The sequence below is a fragment of the Streptomyces sp. BoleA5 genome, assembly GCF_000373665.1.
GTDB lineage: Bacteria > Actinomycetota > Actinomycetes > Streptomycetales > Streptomycetaceae > Actinacidiphila.
Genome location: NZ_KB892121.1, coordinates 1 through 25,755, shown reverse-complemented (window position 1 = coordinate 25,755; position 25,755 = coordinate 1). Strand labels below are relative to the sequence as shown.

At 72.8% G+C, this 25,755-nt stretch carries 25 protein-coding genes and 2 pseudogenes; 10 read left to right on the top strand and 17 right to left on the bottom strand.

From position 1 onward, the window contains the following. Positions 1-83: 83 nt before the first annotated feature. Both sigJ and B085_RS0129055 read right to left on the bottom strand, forming a co-directional pair. Positions 84-965, bottom strand: a complete 882-nt coding sequence (sigJ, locus tag B085_RS0129060) for an RNA polymerase sigma factor SigJ (RefSeq protein WP_018562123.1) — start codon at positions 963-965, stop codon at positions 84-86. Between the two features lie 520 nt (positions 966-1,485). Further along, the gene (locus tag B085_RS0129055) at positions 1,486-2,454 is read right to left on the bottom strand and encodes an esterase-like activity of phytase family protein (RefSeq protein WP_018562122.1); all 969 of its coding nucleotides are present in this window, start codon (positions 2,452-2,454) and stop codon (positions 1,486-1,488) included. Positions 2,455-3,116: 662 nt separating this feature from the next. Between B085_RS0129055 and B085_RS44135 the strand changes: the two genes are divergently transcribed. The 6 genes and pseudogenes from B085_RS44135 to B085_RS44125 all read left to right on the top strand — a co-directional run bounded on the left by B085_RS44135 (position 3,117) and on the right by B085_RS44125 (position 7,569). After that, complete coding sequence (locus tag B085_RS44135) at positions 3,117-3,869, top strand: hypothetical protein (protein WP_078620116.1); 753 nt, start codon at positions 3,117-3,119, stop codon at positions 3,867-3,869. A gap of 151 nt (positions 3,870-4,020) precedes the next feature. Continuing rightward, positions 4,021-5,097 carry a SpoIIE family protein phosphatase gene (locus B085_RS0129045; protein WP_018562120.1) on the top strand — a complete coding sequence of 359 codons (1,077 nt, stop codon included), beginning with the start codon at positions 4,021-4,023 and terminating at the stop codon, positions 5,095-5,097. Between the two features lie 41 nt (positions 5,098-5,138). Next, a pseudogene (locus B085_RS44130) lies at positions 5,139-5,480 on the top strand (RrF2 family transcriptional regulator); the annotation flags it as partial. A 112-nt stretch (positions 5,481-5,592) separates the two neighbouring features. Continuing rightward, on the top strand, positions 5,593-6,204 hold the full coding sequence (locus B085_RS0129035) for a GOLPH3/VPS74 family protein (RefSeq protein ID WP_018562118.1): 612 nt from the start codon (positions 5,593-5,595) through the stop codon (positions 6,202-6,204). A 318-nt stretch (positions 6,205-6,522) separates the two neighbouring features. Next, the gene (locus tag B085_RS52010) at positions 6,523-6,804 is read left to right on the top strand and encodes a helix-turn-helix domain-containing protein (RefSeq protein WP_078620114.1); all 282 of its coding nucleotides are present in this window, start codon (positions 6,523-6,525) and stop codon (positions 6,802-6,804) included. An 81-nt stretch (positions 6,805-6,885) separates the two neighbouring features. Beyond that, positions 6,886-7,569, top strand: a complete 684-nt coding sequence (locus B085_RS44125) for a hypothetical protein (protein WP_158689850.1) — start codon at positions 6,886-6,888, stop codon at positions 7,567-7,569. An 87-nt stretch (positions 7,570-7,656) separates the two neighbouring features. Here the strand turns inward: B085_RS44125 and B085_RS0129025 are convergent, their stop codons facing one another. Next, a complete protein-coding gene (locus B085_RS0129025) occupies positions 7,657-8,133 on the bottom strand; it encodes a MarR family winged helix-turn-helix transcriptional regulator (RefSeq protein WP_234018679.1) in 477 nt (158 codons plus the stop codon). 87 nt (positions 8,134-8,220) lie between these two features. After that, complete coding sequence (locus B085_RS0129020; RefSeq protein ID WP_018562115.1) at positions 8,221-9,693, bottom strand: dihydrolipoyl dehydrogenase family protein; 1,473 nt, start codon at positions 9,691-9,693, stop codon at positions 8,221-8,223. A 144-nt stretch (positions 9,694-9,837) separates the two neighbouring features. On the opposite strand from B085_RS0129020, the gene B085_RS0129015 reads away from it, so the two are divergent. Further along, positions 9,838-10,287 carry a MarR family winged helix-turn-helix transcriptional regulator gene (locus B085_RS0129015; RefSeq protein ID WP_026251552.1) on the top strand — a complete coding sequence of 150 codons (450 nt, stop codon included), beginning with the start codon at positions 9,838-9,840 and terminating at the stop codon, positions 10,285-10,287. A 17-nt stretch (positions 10,288-10,304) separates the two neighbouring features. Here the strand turns inward: B085_RS0129015 and tatC are convergent, their stop codons facing one another. From tatC to B085_RS0128990, 5 genes are all read right to left on the bottom strand, one after another. Next, positions 10,305-11,162: a twin-arginine translocase subunit TatC gene (gene tatC, locus B085_RS0129010; RefSeq protein ID WP_018562113.1), complete on the bottom strand. Its 858-nt coding sequence runs from the start codon at positions 11,160-11,162 to the stop codon at positions 10,305-10,307. A 20-nt stretch (positions 11,163-11,182) separates the two neighbouring features. Next, complete coding sequence (tatA, locus tag B085_RS0129005; protein ID WP_018562112.1) at positions 11,183-11,443, bottom strand: Sec-independent protein translocase subunit TatA; 261 nt, start codon at positions 11,441-11,443, stop codon at positions 11,183-11,185. A 76-nt stretch (positions 11,444-11,519) separates the two neighbouring features. Then, on the bottom strand, positions 11,520-11,759 hold the full coding sequence (locus B085_RS44120; protein WP_018562111.1) for a hypothetical protein: 240 nt from the start codon (positions 11,757-11,759) through the stop codon (positions 11,520-11,522). A 51-nt stretch (positions 11,760-11,810) separates the two neighbouring features. Next, the gene (locus tag B085_RS0128995; RefSeq protein ID WP_078620123.1) at positions 11,811-12,920 is read right to left on the bottom strand and encodes an alpha/beta fold hydrolase; all 1,110 of its coding nucleotides are present in this window, start codon (positions 12,918-12,920) and stop codon (positions 11,811-11,813) included. 118 nt (positions 12,921-13,038) lie between these two features. Beyond that, positions 13,039-13,512 carry a VOC family protein gene (locus B085_RS0128990; RefSeq protein WP_018562109.1) on the bottom strand — a complete coding sequence of 158 codons (474 nt, stop codon included), beginning with the start codon at positions 13,510-13,512 and terminating at the stop codon, positions 13,039-13,041. 321 nt (positions 13,513-13,833) lie between these two features. Between B085_RS0128990 and B085_RS0128985 the strand changes: the two genes are divergently transcribed. Further along, positions 13,834-14,436: a CGNR zinc finger domain-containing protein gene (locus B085_RS0128985; protein WP_018562108.1), complete on the top strand. Its 603-nt coding sequence runs from the start codon at positions 13,834-13,836 to the stop codon at positions 14,434-14,436. Between the two features lie 155 nt (positions 14,437-14,591). After that, positions 14,592-15,947 carry a mycothione reductase gene (locus B085_RS0128980; protein ID WP_018562107.1) on the top strand — a complete coding sequence of 452 codons (1,356 nt, stop codon included), beginning with the start codon at positions 14,592-14,594 and terminating at the stop codon, positions 15,945-15,947. Between the two features lie 70 nt (positions 15,948-16,017). Here the strand turns inward: B085_RS0128980 and B085_RS0128975 are convergent, their stop codons facing one another. Continuing rightward, the gene (locus B085_RS0128975; protein WP_106435057.1) at positions 16,018-17,988 is read right to left on the bottom strand and encodes a multicopper oxidase family protein; all 1,971 of its coding nucleotides are present in this window, start codon (positions 17,986-17,988) and stop codon (positions 16,018-16,020) included. A gap of 498 nt (positions 17,989-18,486) precedes the next feature. Further along, complete coding sequence (locus tag B085_RS0128970; protein WP_018562105.1) at positions 18,487-19,392, bottom strand: NAD(P)H-binding protein; 906 nt, start codon at positions 19,390-19,392, stop codon at positions 18,487-18,489. A gap of 239 nt (positions 19,393-19,631) precedes the next feature. Here B085_RS0128970 and B085_RS0128965 point away from each other — a divergent pair, with 239 nt between their 5' ends. Then, positions 19,632-21,875 carry an ATP-binding SpoIIE family protein phosphatase gene (locus tag B085_RS0128965; protein WP_018562104.1) on the top strand — a complete coding sequence of 748 codons (2,244 nt, stop codon included), beginning with the start codon at positions 19,632-19,634 and terminating at the stop codon, positions 21,873-21,875. Between the two features lie 31 nt (positions 21,876-21,906). On the opposite strand, the gene B085_RS44115 is transcribed toward B085_RS0128965, so the two are convergent. The 6 genes and pseudogenes from B085_RS44115 to B085_RS0128935 all read right to left on the bottom strand — a co-directional run. Next, positions 21,907-22,287, bottom strand: coding sequence for a nitrile hydratase accessory protein (locus B085_RS44115; protein WP_018562103.1), 381 nt, complete (start codon positions 22,285-22,287; stop codon positions 21,907-21,909). Continuing rightward, complete coding sequence (gene nthA, locus B085_RS0128955) at positions 22,284-22,883, bottom strand: nitrile hydratase subunit alpha (RefSeq protein WP_018562102.1); 600 nt, start codon at positions 22,881-22,883, stop codon at positions 22,284-22,286. The genes B085_RS44115 and nthA overlap by 4 nt, the downstream gene beginning before the upstream one ends. After that, on the bottom strand, positions 22,880-23,545 hold the full coding sequence (gene nthB, locus B085_RS0128950; RefSeq protein WP_018562101.1) for a nitrile hydratase subunit beta: 666 nt from the start codon (positions 23,543-23,545) through the stop codon (positions 22,880-22,882). The genes nthA and nthB overlap by 4 nt, the downstream gene beginning before the upstream one ends. Before the next feature lie 122 nt (positions 23,546-23,667). Next, positions 23,668-24,495 (bottom strand): SDR family oxidoreductase, encoded by an 828-nt coding sequence (locus B085_RS0128945; RefSeq protein WP_037732701.1) that lies wholly within the window; start codon positions 24,493-24,495, stop codon positions 23,668-23,670. Between the two features lie 176 nt (positions 24,496-24,671). Next, the gene (locus B085_RS0128940) at positions 24,672-25,343 is read right to left on the bottom strand and encodes a histidine phosphatase family protein (RefSeq protein WP_018562099.1); all 672 of its coding nucleotides are present in this window, start codon (positions 25,341-25,343) and stop codon (positions 24,672-24,674) included. A gap of 89 nt (positions 25,344-25,432) precedes the next feature. Next, positions 25,433-25,755 (bottom strand): annotated as a pseudogene (locus B085_RS0128935) (6-phosphogluconate dehydrogenase); the annotation flags it as partial.

Genomic DNA, 25,755 nt, shown 5'->3' with positions numbered 1-25,755 from the left:
GGTACGAACCGGAGTGAAGCAGGAAGCCTGGTCGAGCGGACGCTCGCCGTCCGTCCCTGGGGTGCCCCGCCCGCTGTGAGGTGTCACACGTGCGCGAGCTTGTCCGGGTTGAGGACCCTGCGGTACGCGATGACACGGCCGTCCTCGATCTCCACCGTGTCCACGGACACGGGCCGCCCTGCCAGGCGCAGCAGGAGCGCCGGCTCGCCCCCGACCTCGACGACCTCGATGCTGTCCGCGCACAACAGGCGCCCCGCCCTCACCAACACCATGGCGACGCGCTCGCCGCCCCGGATGGACTTGCGCGCCGCGGCGACCCTGCCGCCACCGTCGGTGACATAGACGGCGTCGGGGTGCAGCAGGCGCACCAGGCCGGCCATGTCCCCCGCTTCGTAGGCGTTGCGGAAAGCCACGAGCAGGCGCTCACGCTCCGCCGGCGAGGCGCGTACGGTGCACCGCCTGCCCGCGGCCACTTTCCGTCGTGCCCGTGAGGCGAGTTGGCGGGCGGCCCCCACGGAGACATCGAGCACGTCGGCGATGTGGCCGAACTCGAGACCGAACACATCGTGCAGGATGAAGGCCACACGTTCGGGCGGCTTCAGCTCCTCCATCACCAGGAGCATCGCGGATCCGACGGATTCGTCGACCAGCACCGGCTCGGCGGCGTCCGGCCCCGTCAGCAGGGGCGCCGGCAACCACGGCCCCACATAGGTCTCCCTGCGGACACGGGCTGATTTGAGGATGTCGTACGACCGTCGCGCCGCCACCGTGACCAGCCAGGCCCGAAGGTCACGGACGTCCCGCAGGTCGGCCGTGGCTGCCCGCACCCACACGTCCTGGACCACGTCCTCGGCATCGGCCACGCTGCCGAGCAAGCGGTACGCCGCTCCGAAGACGGCGGGCCGGAGTGTCTCCCACTCGTCCTCGAGCTTCCCAGGCGGCCTGGGTGCTCGTGTCACGTTCATCGACGTGGCCTCCTTCGCCTCCCGATGCTCAGGCGAGCACCTGCGCCGGGAGTACAGATCAACATGCGCCGCCATGGCGGAGCGTGCGCTTCCGCCTCCGCCTGATCGTCGAGCGGGATGCGACGGGCGATTTCGCCGAGCCGCATAAATAGGAGCATATACTCCTGTTGGTGAACCCGTCGACGAGCCCCCGCACGTGGCCCATTCGGAGGGGCCCGGCAGGCGGCGTCACGCCGTGCCAGGCACGGGATCCCGCCCTCGGGCAGACGGGCCACGCCCACGCGCGAGGACGGGAGGCGAGAGGCCGCCGCCGCTGCCGGTGTGGACAGAGGTGACCGCCCCGCTTCGAGCAACCAGGACCAGGCGGCGCTCACCCCCTCGCCCCGAACCGACCGGAGCGAGGGGGTGTGAACCCGGCAGACCTGTCGGGGCCGGTCGGGACGGCGGCACTGGAGGTCGGTCCGGACCGGGCGACCTCCGCCGCGCATCGCCGCGTCGGCACAGGACGGCGCAACGGGGCTCAGAGCTCGGGCAGCCGTATGGTCAGCCCGTAGAGCCGGGTGGTCTGCATGTCGCTCTGGTTGTCGTCAGTGACCATGAGGACCTTCAAACGACCGTCCGGAGTGGTCTCGGTGATCGTCATGCCCTCGATGTTGCCGAGCAGGGGGTTGGCCTGCGACTGCTTGTTCGTGGCCCCGAGCGGCGGGCAGTCGACCATGTCGACCAGCAGGGTCTTGTCCATCAGGCGGACGCCGTCCCGGCCGGACAGGCTCTCGACACCGGTGATGTCGTCCGCCTCGCGCGGGTCGGCGAGATACAGCCGGATGATATTGCCGACGCTCCTGTCGAAGCCTCGCTCCAGAACGAGAATTGTGCCGTCACCGGACGCGCATATGTCCGACAGCGACAGGCCTCCGTCGCGCTCGTAGCCCCACTGCACGCCCGTCCGGAACTCGCCGCCGGCGCTTTCGCGTTCCCAGGTCTGGAAACGCACGTACGCGCTCTCGTCACCCCTCAGGGCGCCCTCCATCGACGCCACGAGGGTGAGACCGCCGGGCTGCATCGCAAGGCCCTCGAAGGTCTCGTTGACCACGGCCCGGCCCCTGGGCTCGACGAGGAGGCTGTCCGGGACCGGCAGCCTCTCGATGAACTTCCCCTCCGGGGTGAAGCGACGAACGGCCGGTTCCTCGGACGCGATCAGGAGCGTGCCGTCCTCGTCGAAGACCAGGGCCTCGAAGTCCGTCTCCTTCCCGTTCTCGTCGTACAGCGCCACGACTTCGACGGGCTCGTGGGTGGCGGCGTCCAGGTGGAAGAGCAGGGAACGGTCCGCGAGGGCGGCTACCCGCCCCTCGGGACCGACCGCCAAAGCGGACATGTTGCCGACGAACCTCCCCTCGAAACGGGTCTTGTCCAGGGCATCGGAGAACCAGTCGACAACCGCCCAGGCGGAGCGGGCGTTCAGCTCCGAGGCCTCAGAGATCGCGGCCATTGCAAACTCCTTCACATAAATCGAACACACCACGTCGAACGGATGGGAATCCCAGGCAGGGTGACATCTCGCGTCGGCCTTTCCCGGTTTCTTGGTTTCTGGGTTCTGGAACAACCGCATCGGACCTGAGGTCCCGGGCTCTCCTGCGTGCCACCGTGCGGTTTCTCAAGGACGCAGGATCGCGCACTCCGGGGGCGGCATCGGGACACGTGCCCACCGTGCGTCAGCCGGCCTTCTCCTCGGACCGGTCAGCGCACATGGGGAGAGCTCCGACGGACGCGCCCGGCCCACGCCCGGCGCCCTGGTCTCGGGTGCCACCCATCGGCCGACGCCGCGCCGGACGACTCGGCCGCGCCCGTCACCGGGATGTTCGCGGATGTCCGTGCAGTGAGGCTCCAGCAGTTCGAGCACCTCCCGTCCGTGCGCGGTCGTCGCCGCCATGAGCATCGAGCCGCCCTCCCTCCACGGGAAGCCCCGTCGAACCTTCCGGCGGGGCCGGACGCCATGGAGCGATCGTGACGCGGCTGAAAGTGATCACGGCGTCGGAACCCTACTCGATGACCTGTTCTCCGGACTGAGGCCACGGAGGTAGAGCCGACCGATCCCCGATGATCGGCAGCCCACAAGGGCATCGCGTCGGAGGGCCGGTCCAGGTTTGGCCCGTGCACGAAAGCCATTCCGGCGCCGGGGCGCCTTGTGAGCCCGACCTGCCGCCCTACCAGGCGGTCCTGACGGAGACCGATTGGGGCTCGCTCCGAACGCCTTTCGGGAACGGGAACGGTGAGGACATTCCCGAGGTCCTGGCGCGGCTGTTGGCTCCCGACCCCGGAATCCAGGTCGCCGCCCTGTCGGAGCTGTTCGAGACGGTCAACCACCAGAACAGCATCCACGAGGCCACCGCCCCCGCCGCCCTGTACGTCGCCGGCATCCTCACCCACCCGGCGGCCGCGAACCTCCGGGCCTACCGCAACATCCCCATCCGCGCGACGCTGTCGAACTCGTTGGCGTCGGTGGCCTACGACGCCTCCGACGAGACCGTCGGCCGCATCGAGCGGTACTTCCCCGGATCCCTCACTCCCGGCACCACCATGGCGGCCTTCCGGGGTCTGCGGCCGACGCTCTACCGGGCCGTCGCGCCCTTCCTGCGGGACGGCCACGAGGACGTGCGGGAGGCCGCCGTCGTGGCCGCGCTCATCCTCGCCGAACACCCCGCACTCGCCGAGCACCGTGACCACCTCGCCGTGCACGCGCGCCGCGTCCTGGACACCAGCGGCCACGGCCCCGACCGTCGCGTCGCCTGGAACGCCCTTGCAGCATGGGGGCACGACGTTCCCGGACCCGAACCCTTCAGGGAGGAACCCTGGAATTGCGGGCCGCACAGCGACGGCCGCGGCGATCTCGAACCTCCCTTCTGATCCGAGGGAGGCACCGGCCCAAGGACGCGCGACGTCCGCCGACCCGCGGTGGGCATCCCGGGGCGCACGCGGCGTCAGATGTCGCACCGGCGGGAGACGATCAAGGATCGCCTACGATCCAGCCATGAGCGCTCTGGCCCGATTTCGGACGATGTGGTCGAACCTGCGGCGCCGGGACCCCGTTCTGCTGTCCCCCGCCGTCCTGACCGCGGTCATCGGGGTCCTGGCGGTCCTCACGCCCCAGGACGTCCCCTTCACCCGGCTGCTGCCGGCGGCACCCGCGCTCGCCGCGTCGGTCTGGTCCGTGCGGGCGACGCTCACCCTGGGGGTGATCTGCCTGCTCCCGGTGATCGGCTACGCCCTGGCCTTCTCCGACATGTCGGCCCTGTACACCGCGGGCGCGATCGGCGCCGTCAGCCTGGCAGCGGCCTACGCGAGCCATCTGCGCCTGCAGCGCGAACACACCCTCGCCCAGGTCCGCGCCGTCGCCGACGCGACGCAGGAGGTCCTTCTCAGGCCGGTGCCGCAGCGCATCAGGAATCTGGAGATCGCCACCCTCTACCTCGCCGCGGCGCCCCAGGCCCGCATCGGCGGCGACTTCTACGCCGCGGCCGACACGCCCCACGGTCTGCGCCTCGTCCTCGGGGACGTCCGCGGCAAGGGCCTGCCCGCCGTCGGCGTCTCGGCCGCGCTCCTCGGCTCCTTCCACGAGGCGGCCTACGACGCCCCGGACCTGGCGCACCTCGCGGAGCGTCTGGAGACGACCATGGCCCGGTACACCGCGGCGGTGCCCGCGCAGGACGACTGCGAACGCTTCGCCACCGCCGTCATCGTGGAGATCCCGCCGGCCGCCGACCACGCCCGCGTGCTCAGTTGCGGGCATCCGCCGGCGCTGCTGGTGCACGGCGGACGCACCCGGGCCGTCGAGCCCGCAGTCCCGTCACCGCCGGTCAACCTGGCGGCACTTCTGGGCTCCGGCTACCACGTGGACCGCGTCCCCCTGGCCGTCGGCGACCTGCTGCTGCTCTACACCGACGGCGTCAGCGAGACCCGCGACCCGGACGGCGCCTTCTTCCCGCTCGCCGCGTGGACCCGGCAGGCGGCCACCACGTCACCCGCCGGGTTCCTGGAACTGCTCCACCAGGCCCTCCTCCGGCACGGCCACGGCAGCCTCAACGACGACATCGCCTGCGTCGCCATCCGCAAGACCTCCGCGAAGGCCCAGTGAGGCACCGCGAGGCACCGCCACGCAGCGACCGCCGAAAATAGTTCCTCGCGGGCATCCTCAACGAGCTGCGCCGTGCCGGTCTGGACGTCAGCTGGCGGGGCGGCGACGGGGGCTGCCGGCTGGCCGGGCCCGCCGCGTCGATCAGCATCGCCGACGTCATCCGCGCCGTCGACGGACCGCTCGTGTCGGTCCGCGGGGTGCGCCCTCCGGACCTGGCGTACACCGGTCCCGCGGAGTCGCTGCTGCCGCCGTGGATCGCACTGCGGTCCAACGTGCGCGAGATGCTGGAGGGTGTGTCCCTCGCCGACGCCCCCGCGGGGGCCGAACTGCCGCGCGATGTGCTGGCCCTGACGGAGTCCCCGAGCGCCTGGACGAACCCCTGAGCACACGGGACGGACGGGTGCGCGCCGTGCGGGACGGCTCGCCGTGGGCCGGGAGCGGCGGTCCGCGGCGCCGGGCGACGTATCGTTGTTGATCTCTTCGACGGGAGCCGCCATGAGCACGCCGCAGGACCTGATGATCGTCAGCATGGACGTGGCCTCGAGCCCGCCCGTCGAGGCGGGCGACCTCTCGCTCGCGCTCGCCGGAGCCGAGGTGATCGACCTTCTGGGTGCGCGGGCCGTCACCCTGCAGGGTGACCGCCTGGTCCCGGTGGACGGGCCGGTGACCGGTGACCATCTGCTGGACCAGGCGGCGTCCGCGCTCGCCGACGAGGCACCGTACGAGTCGGTCGAGGACTGGCTGTGGCGCAGGGGCCGCAACCTCTCCTCGGTCTACCGCGCAGGGCTGCGGGCGACCGGCCTGACCGCCGTGAACAGCCCCCGCTGGCGGCCCTGGGTAACCGGTGAGCCGGTGCTGCTGGACTCCCCCGCACGCAAGGAGGCGCTCGCCCGCTGGACGTCCGGGGAGCCGGTCCTGTCGGCCCTGGCCGCCGCCGCCGGGATCTCCGGGGACCGCGGCGAGGACGCGCCGTCGGCCGGTGAGGTCACCGACGACGCCGTGGCGACCGTGCTGGCTGCGGTCCACGACGCCGTCGAGGAGCTGCAGTCGGTACGGCAGCGCAAGGACGTCGAGCAGGCGGCCTTCGACAACATCTGGCGGGCCTGAGCGAGCCCGGCGCCGCGGCACCCCGAAGTCCTCGGTGCGGAGTCGTCCTGCCCTTGCCGCGGCCCGCCCGGCGGTCAGGAAGGGTTGGTGTCCGGCCCTTCGGGGAGTGCGCTGTGCTGCCGAGCAGCGGTGGCACGTCGTCGGGGCCGTGACCGCCTCGATGAGGGCCAGGCGGCCGGCGTACCGCGCGGCCCGGTCGGGGGCCGCGTCGGGTTCCCGCCCGGTGCGGACGGTGGCGACGAACGGGTCCCGGAGGCCGAGGGCGGCTAAGACGACGGGCCGCCCGCCCCCTTCGACGACGCGTGGCCGGCGGCGACGCTGTTCCCGCAGGCGGCCGTCGGGCCCGCCGCTTCTCATCCCGAACTGAGCCTGGCCGTACGGGGGTTCGCGGACAACGGCTTCTCCCTCACCGCGACCGGCCGGGCGCTGCATCTGCATCCCGACACCGCGAAGTACCGCCTCAACCGCCGGTGGGAGCTGAGCGGTTGGGACGTGCACACCTGGCACGGACTGGCCGCGAGCCTGCTGGGGCCGGGACTTGCGCAGGCGGGGGCGTTTCGGCCCGCGGGGAGCGGGGTTGAGGAAGTCCCAACTCGCTGAGAACGGGGCGGTTCCGGACGAGGGGGGCAAAGAATCGGTACCATCCGGCAGCAACATCCGATACACGAGAAAGCGGCTGTCGTGTCCCACAACACAACCATTCAGGACCGGTATGCGACGCGTCTCGCAGAGGACCTGGAGAGCAACGCCAGAGAACAGGCAGCGGTACGGGAGCAGGTGGCGGAGCTCCAGGCCCGCCTGACCCGGCTCGAGGACGAGCGGGCCTGGCTGACCCGGCTGGAGGGCACCGTGACGACCGGTGCACCGGACGCCACGGCGCGCGAGGAACCGGCCGAGGCGGAGCCGGCGGCGGAGGCGCCGGTCGTGGAGGGCCCGGCCGCCGTCGCGGCCGGTGCTCCGCAGGAGGGCAAGGGCCGTGCCGTCCCACGGCCGCGCGCGCGGAAGACCGCCGCAGGGGCCAAGTCCCGGAAGTCCGCCAAGAAGGCGGCGCCGACCGCGGAGAAGGAGAAGGAGAAGCCGACCCTGCGCGGCCTCGTCGCCGACGTCCTCGCCGCCGACGACGAACCGCGCATGGTCAGTGAGTTCGTCGACGCGCTCGCCAAGCGGCACCCGGACCGCTCCGCACCGACCGCCCCCGTCGTGCGCAACGCCCTCGAGGCGCTGGTCGCGAAGGGGCTCGCCGAGCGGTCCCGCCGCCAGGGCAGCGTCTTCTACACCCCTGTCACGCCGTCGGCCGGCGCCGTCGGCGAGGGTGCGGGCGCGGCGGCGTCCGAGGCCGGGGAACCGGTCACCGCGAAGGCCTGACCGGGCGCCGTGGCAGGGGCACGCCTCTGCCACGGCGAGGTGGCCGCCGCGTCACGGCGGCGTGGCCGCCCGGCCGTCCGGGCGCGGTCAGGTGGCGACGTTCTTCAGTGCCGCCCCGAGCGCCTTGAGGTCCAGGCCCTCGAGGTGGTCGAGGAAGTGGCGGCGCACCGAGGACAGGTTGGTCCGCCACGCCTCCCGCAGCCGGGCGAGGCCGGCGTCGGTGAGCACCGCGTTCCAGCCGCGGGCGTCCTGCGTGCACTTGACGCGCTGGACGAGCCCCTCGTTCTCCAGCCGGTGGACGACACGCGTCATCCCGCTCACCGACAGTTCGCAGGCCCGCGCGAGATCGCTCATGCGCATCTGCCGCTCGGGGGCCTCGGAGAGGTACATCAGGGCCAGGTACTCGATGAGCGGGAGCCGCTGCTCACGCACCATGTCAGTGTCCAGGGCGCGGGGCAGGGCGTAGATGACACGACTCAGCGACCGGACGACCGCCTCCTCGTCGGGAGTGAGCGGCACCGTCGCCTCGGGGGCCGCTTCCTGCCGCGGCATGACGTCTGACATGCCTCCACTTTACTTGCGCCGCGAAGGATGTGAACGCTTCCTAACACCGGAAGCGGAATCTTCACGGATTTGAGATCATGCGGCGTTTCATCCCGCTTTCACCGGCACCGGACGGTCTCGGTAGCTCTCCAGCAGCCGGAGCCAGACCTCGCTGATCGTGGGGAAGGCGGGCACGGCGTGCCAGAGCCTGTCGATCGGTGTCGCCCCGGTGACGGCGACGGTGGCGGAGTGGAGCAGTTCGGCGACGCCGGGGCCGGCGAAGGTCGCGCCCACGACGGTGCCGCGGTCCTCGTCGACGATCATGCGGGCCTGGCCGCGGTACCCGACGCCGTACTGGTGGGTGCCCGCGAGGCGGGAGAGGTCGTGGTCGACGACCGTGACCCGCCGCCCGGTGCGCTCGGCCTCGCCGGCGGTCAGGCCGACGGTGGCTATCTCGGGGTGGGTGAAGACGACCTGGGGGACGGCGACCGTGTCGGCGGTCGCGGTGTGGGCACCCCACGGGGTGCCGTCGACCGCCTCGCCCCTGGCGCGCGCGGCGATGGCCGCGCCGGAGATCCGGGCCTGGTACTTGCCCTGGTGGGTCAGCAGGGCACGGTTGTTGACGTCGCCCACGGCGTAGAGCCAGTCTCCCGCCACCCCGGTCACACGGCAGCCGTCGTCCACGTGCAGCCAGTCTCCCGGGGTGAGGCCGACGGTCTCCAGGCCCACGTCCCGGGTCCGCGGAGTGCGGCCGGTCGCGAAGAGGATCTCGTCCGCCACCACGTGATCGCCGTCGGCGAGGGTGACGCGCACCTCGCCGTCCGTACGGGCCACCGAGACCACGGAGGCCCCGAACCGGAGGTCGGCGCCCGCTTCGCGCAGGTGGTCGGCGACCAGGTCGCCCGCGAACGGCTCCATCCTCGGCAGGAGCCCGCCCTCGCCGCGGACCAGCATGGTCACCCGGGAGCCGAGGCCCTGCCAGGCGGTGGCCATCTCGACGGCCACCACTCCCCCGCCGACCACGACCAGCCGCCCGGGCACCGCGCCGGCGGTCGTCGCCTCGCGGCTCGTCCACGGACGGACGGCGTCGAGACCGGGCAGGTCCGGCAGCGCCGCTCCCGTGCCGGTGCAGACGGCGACCGCGTGCCGGGCGGTCAGTTCGACGCCGTCCCCCTCGGGCGTGCGCACGGCCACCGTGCGGGTACCGGCGAGCCGGGCGTGGCCGCGGATCAGGTCGACACCCACCGACTCCAGCCAGGCCACCTGGCCCTCGTCCTTCCAGTACGCGGCCATCGCGTCGCGGTGCGCGAGGACCGCGGCGGCGTCCAGCGGACCGGCCACCGCGCGGTCCAGCCCGGGCACGCGTTGCGCGTCGGCCCGCGCCACCACCGGTCGCAGCAACGCCTTGCTCGGCTCGCAGGCCCAGTACGAGCACTCGCCGCCGAGCAGGTCGCGTTCGACTATCACGGCGCTGAGCCCCGCCGCCGCGGCGCGGTCGGCGACGTTCTCGCCGACCGGGCCACCGCCGATCACGACCACGTCATAGGTGCGGCGTGCCGGCTGGGTGTCCGTCGTGTCCATCACTTCTCCTGTCGTTCTGTGTTCGTTCGGCCACGGGAGCCGTGAGCCGCCCGTCGCGACGGGCTCGCGACCGCGCGGCGGGGACCGCCGTTCCGGTGTGGGAGCAGATGCTCGTATCATGGGGAGGATGCTTGGGAGGTGACCATGAGCTCTGCGGAGTCCAAGGCCGCGCTGTGCAACAACCTGGCGCTGCGCAAGGCGGCCAGATATCTCGGCGCGACCTACGACAAGGCGCTCGCCCCGGTCGGCCTCCGCGCGACGCAGTTCAGCATCCTGCAGCACCTCGGGGCCCGGGGGGAGCTGACGATCACCGCTCTCGCCGACATGATCGCCATGGACCGCACGACGATGGCCTCCAACCTCAAGCCGCTCGCGCGGGAGGGTCTGGTCACCGTCGAGACCTCGGCCGCCGACCGCCGCGCGAGGATCGTCACGATCACACCGGAGGGCCTGGCCCGGATGGAGTCCGCGCTCCCCCTGTGGGACGACGTGCAGACCCGCTTCGAGGAGCGCTTCGGTACCGAGGACGCGGCCCGGCTGCGCGGGTTCCTCGAGGCCGTCCTGGACACCGGTTTCGAGCCCTGGGCGGAGTGAGCCGCCGCCGGGGCACCTCATGACCGGCTGGCGACGGCGTCGCCGCGGCTTTCGGCGGCGTCACCGGCCGGGTCGGTACGCCCGGACGCGCCGCGCCGACGGCGGCGGAGGTCGTTGCACCAGGCGATCGCGCACGCCGCCCCGTACAGCAGGCCGATCGGGGTCGCCAGCAGCAGCATGCTGACCGGGTCGGTGCTGGGGGTGGCGACCGCGGCGAAGGCGGCGACTCCCATGAGCATGCCGCGCCACCAGCCGGTCATCCGCCGGGCGCTGATCACCCCGCCGAGGTTCAGCAGCACGAGGAGCACCGGGAGTTCGAAGGAGAGGCCGAACACCACGACCATGCGGGTGGCCAGGGCGAGGTAGTCGTCGACGGGCAGGATGTTGGTGGCGTCGTCGGGGGTGAAGGAGATCAGCACCCGGGTGGTCGTGGGCAGCGTCCGGTAGGCCACCGCGGCGCCGGTCAGGAACAGGGGGATTCCGGCGCCGAGGAAGGCCAGCGTGTACTTCTTCTCGTGGCGGTGCAGGCCCGGCGCGAGGAACGCCCACAGCTGGTAAAGCCACACCGGGCTCGCGCCCACCACGGCGGCGGTGATCGACACCTGCAGCACGAGGCTGAAGGGCGACAGGAGGCCGTTGAGGGCGATCACGCCGCAGTGGCCCGAGCCGTCCGCCGCTGGGGCGCCGGTCAGGCGGCCGGGGGCGCAGCCGGGCAGCGGGTCGATCAGGAAGCCGATCAGCTGCCGGTGGAAGAGGGCCGCGAGGACGGTGGCGAGCAGGATCGCCCCCACGGCCTTGAGCAGCCGGTTGCGCAGTTCGCGCAGGTGCTCCCGGAGGGTCATCCCGTCGGGGCCCTGCGCGGTGCCGGTGGTCATCGCCGGTCCGTCCGGGCGCTTCAGCGCCGGTGGGGCGCGTCCGCCACGGCGTCCCCGGGCGCCGCGTGGGGGGTGCGCTCACCGCCGGCGAGGGCGGGGGCCGGCGCGGGGCCGGTCGTCCCGTCACCGTCCTCGTCCCGCATGGCCTTGGTCTCGCTCCTGAGGATCCGGAGCGACTGCCCGAAGGAGCGGGCCATGTCGGGAAGCCGTTTGGCGCCGAAGAGGAGGAGGACTACGACGAGGATGAGAAGGATCTCGGGTGCTCCGAGCCTGCCGAACATGGGGATTTCCTTTCTGAGGTGCCAAGGTGCCGAGGTGGTGCCGCGATCCCCTGCGGGGCCGGTGAGGACGGCCCCGTCACGGCCGCCGGCCGCCGGCGGGCGGATCGCGCGGGTCGAGGTCGGTGAGGTCCAGGTCCCTTATGTCGGGCGGGAGTTCGTCCCGCAGGCCCGCCCGGGCGCCCTGCGCGAGCTCACGGAGCCCGCGCAGGGCACGCACGGTGTCGGAGACCAGCCCGGGGAGCTTGTCCGGTCCGACGAGGACGACCGCCACCACGAGCAGCGTCAGTACTTCCAGCGGGCCGATGTCGGAGAACACCGTGCCTCCCGTCTGTGGGTGGGGATCGCCCGGGTGGGCCCCGGCCGAGGGTTACCGGCGGCCGGCGGCGCGGCGGTACGGGGCGAGGAACGTGCCGAGTTCCGTGAGCATCTCGCCGGGCGCCTGCTCGGCGACCCAGTGGCCGGCTCCACGGATGACCACACCCCGTACGTCCTCGGCGAGGGGCCCCATCGCGTCGGCGACGCCGGCGCCCCAGCTCTCGGAGCCGCCGATCGCCAGGACCGGCATCGTCAGCTTCTTCTCCGCGCGCCTGTCGTTCTGCTTGGCGGTGGCGTCCCACGCGCGGTAGAAGCCGAAGCTGCCGCGGAGGGTCGCGGGGTCGGAGAAGAGGCGCACGTAGTACTCGCGTGCGTACCGCGGCAGCCGCTCCCCGCCCTGGATGTCGAACTCGTAGCCGTAGAAGTCCTCTTCGCGGCCCCTGACCAGCGTTTCGATCAGCTCGTGGTCGACCCGGTTGAACGGGATGTGCCAGAGCCTGTTGTTGTCCCGCTCGTCCAGGAAGAGAGGCGGTGACGCGGACTGCCGCGGGGGGCCTGGAACTTCGGCGAGGGCGACGCGGGCGACCCGTTCCGGGTGGTCGGCCGCCAGCGCGTAGCTGATGATCATTCCGGTGTCGTGGCCGACGACGGCGAACCGCTCGTGGCCCAGGGCGTCCATCAGCGCGACCAGGTCGTCCGCGAGGGTGCCGGTGTCGTACCCGCTGCGGGGCTTGTCAGTCAGTCCCATGCCGCGCTGGTCCACGGCGACGACGGTGTGGTGCCGGGCCAGTTCCGGCATCAGCATGCGCCAGGCGTACCAGTTCTGCGGCCAGCCGTGCACCAGCAGGAGCGGCGGCCCCTCACCTCCGATGACGACGTGCTGGCGCAGCCCGCCGGCCCGTACGAAGCGGCTGCTGAAGGTCCGGGTGAACCCGGCCGGCAGCCGCGGCGCCGAGGAGACCGTCCCGAACGCGTGCGGCGCCCGCGTGGGCGGGGTGGCGGAGGCCGACGGGAGCCCGCCTGCCAGCGAGAGGCCGGCGACGGTGGCGGCGGAGGCGGCCGCGCCGCCGACGAAGGTGCGTCGCGAGAGTCCGCGCGGGGCACGGTGCGACGGCGGCTTCGCGGCGGGGCCGTCCTGCCGCGACGGCTCGACGGGGGGCATGTTCACGGGGGATTCCTTTCACTATGAACGAGCATGTGCGCGTATTAGGCGCGCAGGGGGCCGTGCGTCCGTACGGCCCCCTACGGCCCTGCGGGAGGGAGCCGGCGCCGGAGGCCGGTCAGCGGCCCGGGAAGCGCTGCTTGATCTCCTGGAGCACCCAGCCGTTGCCGTCCGGGTCGCTGAAGGTGGCGAACGAGCCGTACGAGGCGCGCTCGGGGTGCAGGCCGGCGAGCCGCCCCTGGCCCTCCAGCAGGTGGGTGGTGTCACCGCCGGCGTGGCCGTGGAACAGCAGGCCGCCGGCGTCGTGGAACACCTCGCTCACCTCGACGCCACGGGCGACCAGCTCCGCCCGGGCCTCCTCGATGTCGAGAACGGCCAGGTAGAGGCCCTGGGCGGAGCCCGGCTCGGCGGAGGTGAGCCCCGTGCCGAACATCACCGAGCACTCCGAGCCCGGCGGCGTGAGGTGCACCGCGCGCCAGTCCGCGCTGACGGCCTTGTCGAGGTCCAGGCGGAATCCCGCCGCCTCGTAGAACGCCTTGGCGCGGTCGACGTCGGACACGGGCAGCATGACCACTTCGAGCTTCATGTACATGGGGAGGTCCTTCTCGATCGACGGCGGTGCGCCGCACGCGGGCGGGTCACCGTTTCGGAGGGACGAGGACGGCGGGCCACACGGGCGCCGCACGCCGGGACACCGGTCGGGCGGCCGAAGGCTTCGAGCCCTGCTCCAGGAGCTGCTCTGCCCGTCCTCGTGGTTATGACCGTAGGCGATTAGCCAACAACGCGCAAAGCCCAGATGACCGAATTTTGCGCTTCGTGACGCACCTCACCGCACGGGAAGAGAGCAAGGACCGTATCCGTTACACGCCTAACGGAGAGCGACCTAGAATGGCCGGGAAGGGAGGTCCGTGCGATGCCCACACCCACGACCGAACGCAGTCCGCTGAACCAGCCGGCGGCCGCTGACGCACTCCTGCGCTTCCTCAACACGCACGCCTCCGGGCCCCGGCAGCTCCCCGAACGCCTTTCGGACGCCCAGGCCATGCAGGCATGGCTGCTGGAGCACGGCCTGGGCACGGAGAGCACTCATGTCACCGAGGCCGACGCCGCCGGGGCACGCGAGCTGCGCGACGCCCTCATCGCCGTGCTGCTGGCGCACGCGGGCGACCCGAGCACCACACCCGAGGCGCTCGCGCAGGCCGAGGAGCACCTGCGCGGGATCGCGGCGAGGTACCCGCTCACCACGGTGGTCACGGCCGCGGGCGCCACCTTGACGAGCACCCAGGCCGGCATCCCCGGACTGTTCGGGACCGTGCTGGCGAACGTCACCGAGCTCGCCCACGCGGGGCTGTGGGACAGACTGCGGGCCTGCCGCCACGATCCGTGCCACTTCTGCTTCTTCGACCGGACGCGCAACAGCTCCGCCGGCTACTGCGGCCCGAGGTGCGCATCCCGCGCGTCGATGCGGGCCTACCGGCGGCGCAGGAAGGAACAGGCCGCCGAATCGTCCGGCTGACCTCCGCCGGCTGTGTCGCACCGATGATGCGTCTCCGACACCCCGAGCCCGTGATATGAACCTCAGGGACCGAATGGGTATAAATCGGGCGTATCGCCCCGTGGGAGGGTCATACCCCGCGGCCCGGACATCCGACCGGCGGAAGGTGGGCGCAGATGCCGCACTACGATCTTGTGGTCCTCGGTGCGGGAAGCGGCAACATGCTGTTCGGCGAGGAGTTCGCGCACCTGCGCTGCGCCATCGTCGAACCGGGCCGGTTCGGCGGTACCTGCCTGAACCGGGGCTGCATCCCCAGCAAGATGTTCGTCGTCGCCGCCGACGCGGCCGAGGAGGCGCGGGCGGCGGCACGGCTCGGGGTGCGCGCCACCGTCGAACCGGTCGACTGGAAGACCGTCCGCGACCGGGTGTTCCGGCGCATCGACCCGCTCCACGACAGCGCGGTCGACTACCGCCGGGGCAACGGCATCGACGTCTACTCCGAGGAGGCGCGCTTCGTCGCGCCGAAGGTACTCCAGGTGGGTGCGGAGCGGATCACCGCCGACACCTTCGTCGTCTCGGTCGGCTCACGGCCCCTCGTGCCGGACATCCCCGGACTGGACTCCGTGCCGTTCCACACCTCCGACACCGTCATGCGGATCGAGGACGCCCCCGCCTCCCTGGCCATCATCGGCGGCGGTTTCATCGCGGCCGAGTTCGGCCATGTCTTCAGCGCGTTCGGCTCGGACGTGACGATCATCCAGCGGGGGCCGCGCCTGCTGATGGCTGAGGACGAGCAGGTGTCCGAGCGCTTCACCGAGCTCGCGTCCCGGCGGCACCGTCTCCTCCTCGGCGCCACCGTCGGCTCCGTCGAGCGCCGCCCCGGCGGGGTCGAGGTGAGCATGACCTGCGCCGACGGCGACCAGGTCGTCCAGGCCGAGATGCTGCTGGTGTGCACCGGCCGCCGGCCCAACAGTGACCGGCTGGACGCGGCGGCCGGCGGTCTGGACATGGACGGGCACGGCCACATCGTGACCGACGGTTCCTACCGCACGTCCGTGCCGGGGGTCTGGGCCCTCGGCGACGTCGTGAACCACTTCCAGCTCAAGCACATGGCCAACGCCGAGTCCCGCGTCGTACGGCACAACCTGCTCCACCCGGACGACCTGCGCACCCTGTCCAACAGGGTCGCTCCCCACGCGGTGTTCACCAGCCCGCAGATCGCGAGCGTGGGGCTGACCGAGCAGGAGGCACGCCGCCGGGGCGTCGAGTACCTGGTGAGCGTCCGCGACTACGCGGACACCGCCTACGGATGGGCCCTGGAGGACACCACCAGCTTCGTGAAGATCCTGGCGGACCCCCACGACCGGCGGATCCTGGGCGCGCACATCATCGGCCCCCAGGCCGCCACTCTGATCCAGCCGCTGATCCAGGCCATGTCACTGGGGCAGACGGCCGACCAGGTCGGCCGGGACGTGCTGTACATCCACCCCGCGCTCACCGAGGCCGTCGAGCAGGCGCTGCTGGACCTGTAGCCCGAGGTCCGGCCGGAGCGGTCCCGTCCGGGACGGGACCGCTCCGGCCGTCACGAGGACGTGCGGCGGGCTACATCTTCATGCCGCTCTTCATGTGCTTCATGTCGTGCGCGTCCATGCCCCGGCCCATGTCCATCAGCATCCGGTGGATGTCGTGGACCGGCGACGGCATGACGACGAAGGGCCGCATCATGCCCTCGTCCTCGTGGTCGAGGAGGTGGCAGTGGTACATGGCCTTCCCGGTCTGGTCGGCGAGCCGTCCCGCCACGGTGACCAGGGTGTTGGCGTTGACGGTGATGGTGTCCTTCCAGCCCGACTCCTCGGGGGCCACCGGAACCGGCGCGCCGAGGGTGATGGGCCGCGTCGTCCGCGCCGTGGCGAAGTCCAGCCCGGAGGCGTCGACGGCGCGCCGGTCGACGACCTGGAAGTTCATCAGGTGGATGTGCATCGGGTGGTAGATGGGCACGCCCTCGGGCGCGGCGCTGATGAAGTGCCACTTCTCCCAGGTGCCGGCGGCGGCGAAGAAGGTGGTGGTGTCCTCGAACATCGTTCCCGTGCGCCGCAGCGTCCGGGTACCACCGGGCATGTCGACGGTGACGATGCCGGTGCCGGATGCCGTGCCGGACGGGACCTGCTCCATCTCCCAGATCTGGGGCATGGCGCCGGTCTTGTCGAAGCCCAGCAGGACGAAGCGCTCGGTGGCGTCCTTGGGCACATCGGCGAGGCTGAGTCGGCGGAACGACTTCGACAACGTTGTCGGAAGCGGATGCGGCGCGCGGCGCTTCTTCTCGACGCGGAACTGCATGACCTCGGCGTGAGGGATCAGGAAGTCCGGCAGGTCGGCGCCGGCGGTCTGGCCCGGGATCGTGTTGACGAGCTTCAGCCTGCGGCCGGGGTGGGCCGCGAAGTCGATGACTACGTCGGCGCGTTCGGCGGGCGCCAGGGACAGCGCCTCGTCGATCGTCTGCGGCTTGCCGAGCAGGCCCATGTCGGTGCCGATCAGCTTCATGGCGCCGCGCACGACCTTGCCGGTCTCCTCGTCGACGACGACGAAGCGGTAGATGCGCGCGCCGGAGACGTTGACCAGGCGGAAGCGGTAGGCGCGGGCCTGGACGTCCAGGTACGGCCACACCACGCCGTTGACCATGGTGAAGGGGGCCAGGCTCGCCAGGGCGGGCGGGATGGTGCCGGGCATCGGCATGGAGCCGGGGCCCAGGATCCGCTTGGCGAGGACCTGGCCGGTGAGCCGTCCCTGGGCGTCGGTGTCGAAGTTGACGTCCTGGATGGTCAGCGGGATCTCGTACTCGCCGCGGGGCAGACGCAGCCGGTCCTCCTCCGCGTCGCGCACCAGGTAGTTGCCGACCAGGCCGGACTGGACGTTGAGCGAGGTCACCGCCATGGCGTGGTCGTGGTAGAAGAGGTGGGTCGCCGACTGGTCGTTGGCGTACTCGCCCAACTGCCCGTTGCCCGAGGTGACTCCGAACTCCGCGGCGCCGTCGCTCAGGGCGTTCTGGTGGCCGCCGTGCACATGGACGGTGGTCCACGCGGTGAGCCGCTCGACCTCGGGGCGCGGGGAGGCGCCCTCGGAGCCGGGACGGTTGTAGGGCAGCAGACCGGGGCCGGGGCCCTCCGCCTGCACCCACACCGCCTTGAGCGGCGTCCTGCCCTTGAGCCTGTTGTTCCAGGCTATGCGGACCCGCTCCCCGCTGCGGACCTCGAGGGTCGGGCCGGGGAAGTGGCCGGCGTAGGTCCACATCCGCGTGGCCGGCATCTGGGAGTGCAGCCGGACCCGCGACTCGACCATGTCGATCTCCGTGATCCCATGGCTCTTGGGGCGCAGCGTCGGCGGGACGCGCAGCGGGTCGCGGAACGGCTTCAGCGTCGTGAACGTGGGCTCGTTCACGCCCTGCAGCGCGTCGGCGGCCTCCGCCGTGCCCTGGAAGACGCCGGCGGAGCCGAGGACTCCGGTGCCGGCCACGGCGACGGCGGCGGCGGTGGCCCCGGCCATGCCGAGAACGGTCCGCCTGCTGGTCGTTGACATGTAAGTGTTCATCCTGTTCTAGGTGGCACGAGTGCGGGGCGGCCGGGCTTCGCGGGGACGCGCGCGCTCCCCTGGTCCGGGGAGAGGCGGTCCGCACGCCTCAGGGCGGCGATGCCGAGCGGACGGCCGGCGGCCTGAGGAGACTTCCGGAGCGGACGGAGGCGGTCGGGCCTGTCGGCCGTCCGGCATTCCGCGTCAGGGCAGGCACATCGAGGCCTGTCGGCCGGTCCCGACAAAGGTGGTGTCGGTCCGGCGCTCCCGGAGCACGCATCGTCGCGGTGGGTTCGCCACCTGGGTGCGGCACTCGTATCCGGGCGATCCCCCAGCGTGCGCCGAGCTCCCCGCATTATTTGCTCGGTCAAGCAAGTAGAACATTCGATCACTTGTACGTGCAAGTAGCTTGATTCACCATCAAACCGAACACGGCGGCCCCGCCGAGCGGGGCACGCCGCACCCCCCGTCCGGCATCCCCCGCCGGACGCCGGACCGCTCACGGGCTCAACCCAGGTAGAAGTCCCGGCGGGCGGCGACGAACTGCCCGACGGTGCGGGCGGGCACGCCCGTCACGCGCTCGACGTCCCGCGACGCGCGATCGTAGCGGTTCTCCCGGTGCAGCCGGCCCATGGTGGCGATGTGCGCCTCCACGTGCGGCGGCAGTCCGGCCCTGCCGAGCACTTCGGCCTCCCACCGCTCGGGCGGCATGTCGACGTACCGCACCTCACGCCCCAGGGCCCGCGAGAACTCCTCGGCCATCTCGGTCATGTCGACCGCGCGCGGTCCCGTCAGCTCGTAGACGCGGCCGACGTGCGGGCCCGGGTCGCCCAGCACCGTGGCGACCACCCGGGCGACGTCCTCCACGGCCACCGGCGAGGTGCGCCCGGCGCCGAACGGCAGGGCGATCGTGCCGTTCTCCCGGATCGACCGGGCGGCCAGCGCGGTGAACAGCGGATTATCCAGGAACGAGGTCGGACGGACGTGGACCACCGGCAGGCCCGACCAGTCCAGCACCTGCTCCGCCAGCCAGTGCAGCCGCTGCTGGTAGGACTCCCCCGTACTCGTCGCGGTCATCTGCGACACCGTCATCTGCGACATGCCCACCAGCGCGTCCAGCCGCCCGTACTCGCGGGCGACGCTCGCGACCACGGTCGCCGCGACCAGGTGGTCGGGAGAGACGGGCATGGCGAAGTACATCCGCCGCGCGCCCTCCAGTGCCGCCGCCACGGTCTCGGGCCGGGTCAGATCGCCGATGACGACCTCCGCGCCGAGCGCCCGCAGCGCGTCCGCCCGCTCGTCGTCGCGGCGGACCATCGCACGCACCGGTACGTCCCGCTCACGCAGGCGTTCGAGGACGGTACGGCCCACGCCGCCTACGCCGGTGACGAGGACAGGATTGCCGGCAGCCATCGGGCGGCCTCCTTCTGGGTTGGCTGGTCTCGTGGTGACGGGTGCGGCTCCGGGTGCCCATGGCGCACGCGCCGAGGGGCGGCGCCGCCGCCCGAACAATTACGAGCATATGCTCCTATCCGCCGGGCGGCAAGGCGGCCGCCTCTGCTGCGGGCCACGGCCACGCCCGAGGGCGCGGCGTCCCGCCCGAGCGCGACCGGCCTCCCGCGCACCTACACTCGTGGGGAGGGAGCCGTTCGATGACGAGCAACAGCGCGCTCGGAGAACACCGCCGCGAAAGCGGGCCCGCACGGACCGAGTGCAGGGGTCTCGAAGAGGCCCTGCACGGTGCCGTCCGTGAGGCCCTGTTCCGGATGGACGCCGTGTCCGCGGCGGTGTACCTGCTGAGCCGGGACGCCTCCGAGGTACGGGCGGCGATGATCGCCGGGAGCCCGCCCTCCAGCTTCACGATGCCCTGCCGGATGAGCATGGACATGCCTCGGGCGTCCACGCGCGCCGTCGCCACGGGCAAGGTGGCGGTCCTGCCGGATCCCGACCCGGCCGACCCGGACCAGACGTACGCCATGCCGTATCCGTACCCGGCCCTGGCCGCCCCGGTCACCGCCGGCGGTCACCGCTTCGGCGCGCTCACCGTGCTGCGCCTGGAGAGCCACGGCGGCTTCGGTCCCACCGACCGCAGGGTGCTGCAGGAGATCGCGGACGCACTGGCCGCGGCCCTCGCCCGGCTCGCACGCGCCGGCACCGCCGTCGTCGCCGGTCCCACACCCGCCCTCGCGCCGGTGTTCCACTCGAGCATCCGCACTCCGGGCTGGGGAGTGCGCGGCGTCCCCGGCTCGGCCGGCGCCAGCCTGATGTACCCCCTGCGGCACTTCGCCGAGCGGCTCAACCAGACCACGACGGTGGACCACCTCGTCGCGGCGGCCCGGGACTCCATCATGTCCCCGTTCGGCGCCCGGGCCCTGGTGCTGGCCTCGGTGGGTGCGGGGCGGCTGTGGGTGCTGGGGCACAGCGGACCGTCCTCCGCGATGGTCCGCGCCCTGCACGGCGCCCGGCTCGGGGCGAGCACCCCGGCCGTGGACGCCGTGCGCGGACACGCGCTCTTCCTGCCCGGGGGCCCGCCGCCGGACGCGGGCTCCGGCGGGCAGGGTGCCGGGCCGCCGGGCCAGGCCTACCTTCCGCTCGTCGCCGGGGGCAGGCCCGTCGCCGTGGCGTCCGAGGCGCACCCGCACGTCGTCGGTGTGTGCTGCCTCGAGTTCGCGGGGCCCCGCGAGTTCCCGCCCGAGGAGCGGGCGGTGCTCGGCATGATGGCCGGCATGCTGGGAGCGGCGGTGGAGCGCGTCGAACTCGGCGCCCGCCAGCGCGAGATCGCGGAGCACCTGCAGCGCAGGCTGCTGCCGTCCGCGCTCCCCGATCTGCCGGGGCTCGCCACCACCGCGCGCTACCAGCCCGCCGTGACCACCGTCCAGGTGGGCGGCGACTGGTACGACGTGATCAAAGTGTCGGACGAGCGCATGGTGCTCGTCGTCGGCGACGTGGAGGGCCACGACCTGGACAGCGCCGCCGTGATGGGCCAGGCGCGCACCGCGCTGATCTCCTACGCCACCGAGGGCCACCGGCCCGCCGTGGTGATCGACCGGACGGGCAGGCTGCTCGCCGGACTCGGCACGGAGCAGCTCGTGACGTGCTGCGTGGTCGCCCTGGACACCGGCGACGGCACCGCCGAGGTGGCCCTCGCCGGCCATCCCCCGCCACTCGTACGACGGCCCGACGGAGGCGTCGACACCCTGGCCGCGCCGGCGAACCTCCCCCTGGGCGTCACCACACACCACCCCTACCGGAGTTGGGAGCACACGCTGTCGCCGGGATCCGTGCTGATGCTCTACTCCAACGGCCTGACCGACTCCGCCACCCGCGACCCCGGCACCTGCGCCCAGGAACTGCTCCGCGCCGGCGGCCGGGAGGCCGGGGCCGACCTGGAGCGGCTGGCCGACCGTCTGGTCGCCGAGGTCTCCGGCCCCCGCTGGCGGCGCGACGACGCGGTGCTGCTCCTCGCCCGCTACGAGGGCGCCGTGAGCAGGGGCGCGCCGCGGACGGCGAGCCTGCACATCCAGCGCCGCGATCTGCACGGGGTCAAGGCGGCCCGCGCGTTCGTCGACCGGCAGTTGCGCTCGTGGGAGCTGACCGGCGTGTCGGAGACCCTCCAGCTGATCGCGTCCGAGATCGTGACGAACGCCCTCGTCCACGCGGGCAGCGACGTCGACGTCCGGCTGCGGGCCTTCGGGGACCGCGTGCGGCTGGAGGTGCGGGACTCCGACGGCAACCCGCCCGTCCCCTCGCCGCTGGCACTGGACGCGGAGCAGAACGCCGAGGCCGAGCACGGCCGGGGCCTGCTCATCGTGGAGGCCCTGGCCGGGCAGTGGAACACCTCGCCCAACGGCCGCGGGAAGACCGTCTCGCTGGACCTGCCCGTGGGGGACGGCTGACGGACCCGGCCGGGACCGGAGGGGCCGGCCGTCAGTGCGGACGGTCGTGGTCGTCGTGGTGGTGGTCGCCGCCGTGGTCCCCGTGGTCGTGGCCCGCGGGGCGACCGTCCAGGGTCCGGGCGCGCGTGGTGACCTCGTCCGCGCGGACCACGTCCTGTTCGGTGAGCACGTCCTCCAGGGCGGCCAGCCAGAGCCGGTAGTACTCCCAGGACTCGTCCGCGGACCGCCCGTCCTCCCAGGCACGGATCCGGGCGATCAGCGCGGCCTGGAAGCGCGGCCAGGCGAAGGCGCCCGCCTCGTGCAGCGCGACGGCCATGCCGAAGGCGCGGCTCTCCCACGGCTCGGCGAAGACCAGTTCGCCGTTGGAGCGGGGCGGGGCGGCCGGTCCGTCGACGTCCAGGGGCGCGGTCACGGCGCCGTCACCTTCGCCACGCCGACCATGGCGTCCCGGGTCACCAGCGGCACGAGTTCCTCTTCCGTCAAGTGCTCGGTGCCGGCGGGGCGTTCGGGCAGCACCAGCCAGCGCACCTCGCTGGTGGAGTCGCGGACGGTGATCCGTACGCCGTCGGCGAGGTCGAGTCCCATCTCGGAGAGCACCGCGCGCGGCTCCCGCACCAAGCGCGAGCGGTAGGCGGGGTCCTTGTACCAGCTCGGCGGGAGTCCGAGCACCGGCCAGGGGTAGCAGGAGCACAGGGTGCAGACCACCACGTTGTGGGTGGTGGGGGTGTTCTCCACGACGACGATGTGCTCGCCCTGCGGGCCGGTGAAGCCCAGTTCCGCGATGGCCGCCGTGCCCTCCTGGAGCAGCCGGCGCTTGTACTGCGGGTCGGTCCACGCCCTGGCGACGACCTTGGCTCCGTTGAGCGGCCCCACCTGGGTCTCGTAGGTGGCGATGATCGCGTCCATCGCCGCCGGGTCGATCAGGCCGCGCTCGGTGAGCAGTTGCTCGAGCGCCTCGGTGCGCAGGGCCGGGGCGAGGCGGTCGTCGGGACCGCTGGTGGGGGTCATGAGGGGGTCTCCAGGTAGCTCTCGAACAGCTCGGCGGTGACGGAGAAGGGTTCGGCGCCGGGGCCCCACAGTTCGCGGGAGTCGAAGCGGACCGAGTAGACGTGCTGCGGGTTCTCGCCCAGGAAGTGCGCGTGGGTGTCGGGCAGCAGGGCGGAGGGCTGGACGAGCTCCACGACGCCGCTGCGCCCGCGCAGGTAGCCCGGCAGCCGCGTGTGCCCGGGCGGCGACATGTCCCTCGCCCGCACCCGCTCACCGACGGCGAAGGCCGCAGGGGTGTCGACGGTGCGGAGCGAGCCCGGCGCGGTGGGGGCGTAGTCGGGGCGGGCCGGTTCGGGGGCCGGTGGCTCCACGAGGTGCTCGCCGCGCAGGTTGCGGGCACGGGTCTCGACGGCGGTGGGTGCGAGGACGGCGGTCTCGGTGAGCATCAGCTCCGCGGCGTTCAGCCACCGGCCGAAGTAGCCCTCGTCCAGGTAGGCGGCCCGGTCCAGGCGTTCCGTGGCATGCCGGAAGGCGTCCAGGTTGTAACCGGCCACCCGGATGGACAGGAGCGTGAGCGCGAACGCCCGCGCCTGCCAGGGCTCCGCGAACACCGGTTCGCCGGACCGCGGCGGCCGGACGGGGCCCCATCCCTCGGTGCCCCCCATGTCGGCGATGCCCTCCATGGCGTGCCCTTTCGTGTGCCGGGACGACTGGCACACCAGCTTGGCCCCCGGGCGGTCGCCGCTCCCGGCGACACGGCCCGCGCACCTCCCGTTTCCATCCGATGGACCGTCGGGCCCGCGCCCTACCGGGGGCCGAGGAACTCCCGGGCCCCGCGCAGACGTGTCCTTACGAGCCTCTGGGTGGCGCTGCTGTCGAGGCGGACGTCGAGCGGCCCGGGCACGGGGCCGTCGGCGCGGCGCCCGGTGGGCAGGGCGGTGGCGTCGAGTCCGTCGCGGCGGGCGATCAGCGCGCCGAGTTCGTGGCGGCTGAGGGCGTCCGTCCCGGCGAGGTGGAACACCCCGGACGCGTCGGACACCGCGAGTTCCCACAGGGCGGCGGCGAGGTCCACGACGTGCACCGGGCAGCGCACGTCGTCGGTGAACAGGCCGCCGTCGCGCACCCCGGCGGCCAGGTCGTGGACGAGGCGCTCGTGGACGGATCCGCCGTCGCCGATGATCAGCGAGGTGCGCGCGACCACGGCTGAGGGCACCAGCAGCCGCACCGCGGTCTCGGCGGCGGCCTTCGCCGCGCCGTACGGGGTGAGGGGGTCGGGCAGGCAGGTCTCGTCGTAGTGGACCCGGGCCCCGGAGAAGACGGCGTCGCTGGAGACGTGGACCAGGCGGCAGCCGAGTCGCGCCGCGGCCAGTGCCACCCGGACCGATCCGTCTGCGGTGACCTCCCAGTCGCTGTACCCGCTGGTCGCGTTGACGACGGTGTCGGGGGCGACCTCGGCCAGCACCCGGGCGGGGTCGCCGGGGGCGCGGAGGTCGAGGTGGTGCCACGGGACGCCGGGAACGCCGCCGGGGTGACGGGAGCGGTACGTCGCGGCCGTCCCGAACCCCGCGGCCACGGCCTGCCGTACGAGTTCCCTGCCCAGGAACCCGCTGCCGCCGACGATGAGGACCTTCACGTGCCCCACGGTAGGGCAGCCGTACGGCCGGTGGCCCCGTCCGTTCCCGGAAACGTCGAAGGCACGGAAGGAAGCCTTGAGTCGCGGAGTCGTGCGGGCAGCGGCGGGGCTCGGGCCGGGTTCGGCCCGGGTTCGGCCCGGCCGTCCTCAGCGGTTCCTGGCGGGGCGGTGCCCCGTCACACGCCGGGGAACCTCTCGTGTTCGGCGCGCCGCTGCGGGGGGACGGTGCCGGAGCGGGCGCCGGAGGCGCGGGCGCCCGTGGTGTTCCAGGCCTTGATGACGGGGCGGCCGTGCTCCGTGCCGAGCCGGCTGACGGTGCCGGTGTCCAGGGCGAACAGCGAGCCGGCGGAGGGCGGCAGCCCGAGGCGGCGGGCGGTGAGGACGCGCAGGATGTGGCCGTGGGCGACGAGCAGGACGTCGCCCGCGCCGGGGTCGCGCAGCAGTGGCTCGACGCGCGCGAGCACGCGGTCGGCGCGGCGGCCGACGTCCTCGGGGCTCTCCCCGGGATGGTCCGTGGGGCCGGGTGCCACACCGTCGGTCCACAGGTTCCACTCCGGGCGGGTGCGGTGGATCTCCGCGGTGGTGACGCCCTCGTAGCCCCCGTAGTCCCATTCGCTCAGGTCCGGGTCGATCTCGGCACCGGACACCCCGGCCAGTTGGGCGGTGCGTACGGCGCGGCGCAGGGGGCTGCTCAGGGCGAGGGCGATGTCGTGCCCGCCGAGCAGGTGGGCGACGCGGGCGGCCTCGCCCTCGCCGTGCGGTGTCAGGGGCAGGTCGGTGTGGCTGGTGTGCTGTCGGGACAGGGTCCACGCGGTCTCGCCGTGGCGGAGCAGGAGCAGGTCGCCCATGGTCGTTCATCCACTTTCGGCACGCAGGAGGGGTGGTGCGGGTGAGGCGGTGCGGAGCCCGCGCCGACGGGCGCGGGCTCCGGCCGTGACTAGGCCTTGTCGGCCGCGGTGGTGACGGCGTGGCCGCCGAACTGGTTGCGGAGCGCGGCGATCATCTTCATCTGCGGGGAGTCGTCCTGGCGGGACGCGAAGCGGGCGAAGAGGGACGCGGTGATCGCGGGCAGCGGCACGGCGTTGTCGATGGCGGCCTCGACCGTCCAGCGGCCCTCGCCCGAGTCCTCGGCGTAGCCCTTGAGNTNGTCGAGGTGCTCGTCCTCGTCGAGGGCGTTGACGGCCAGGTCGAGCAGCCAGGAGCGGATGACGGTGCCCTCCTGCCAGGAGCGGAACACCTCGCGCACGTCGGTGACCGAGT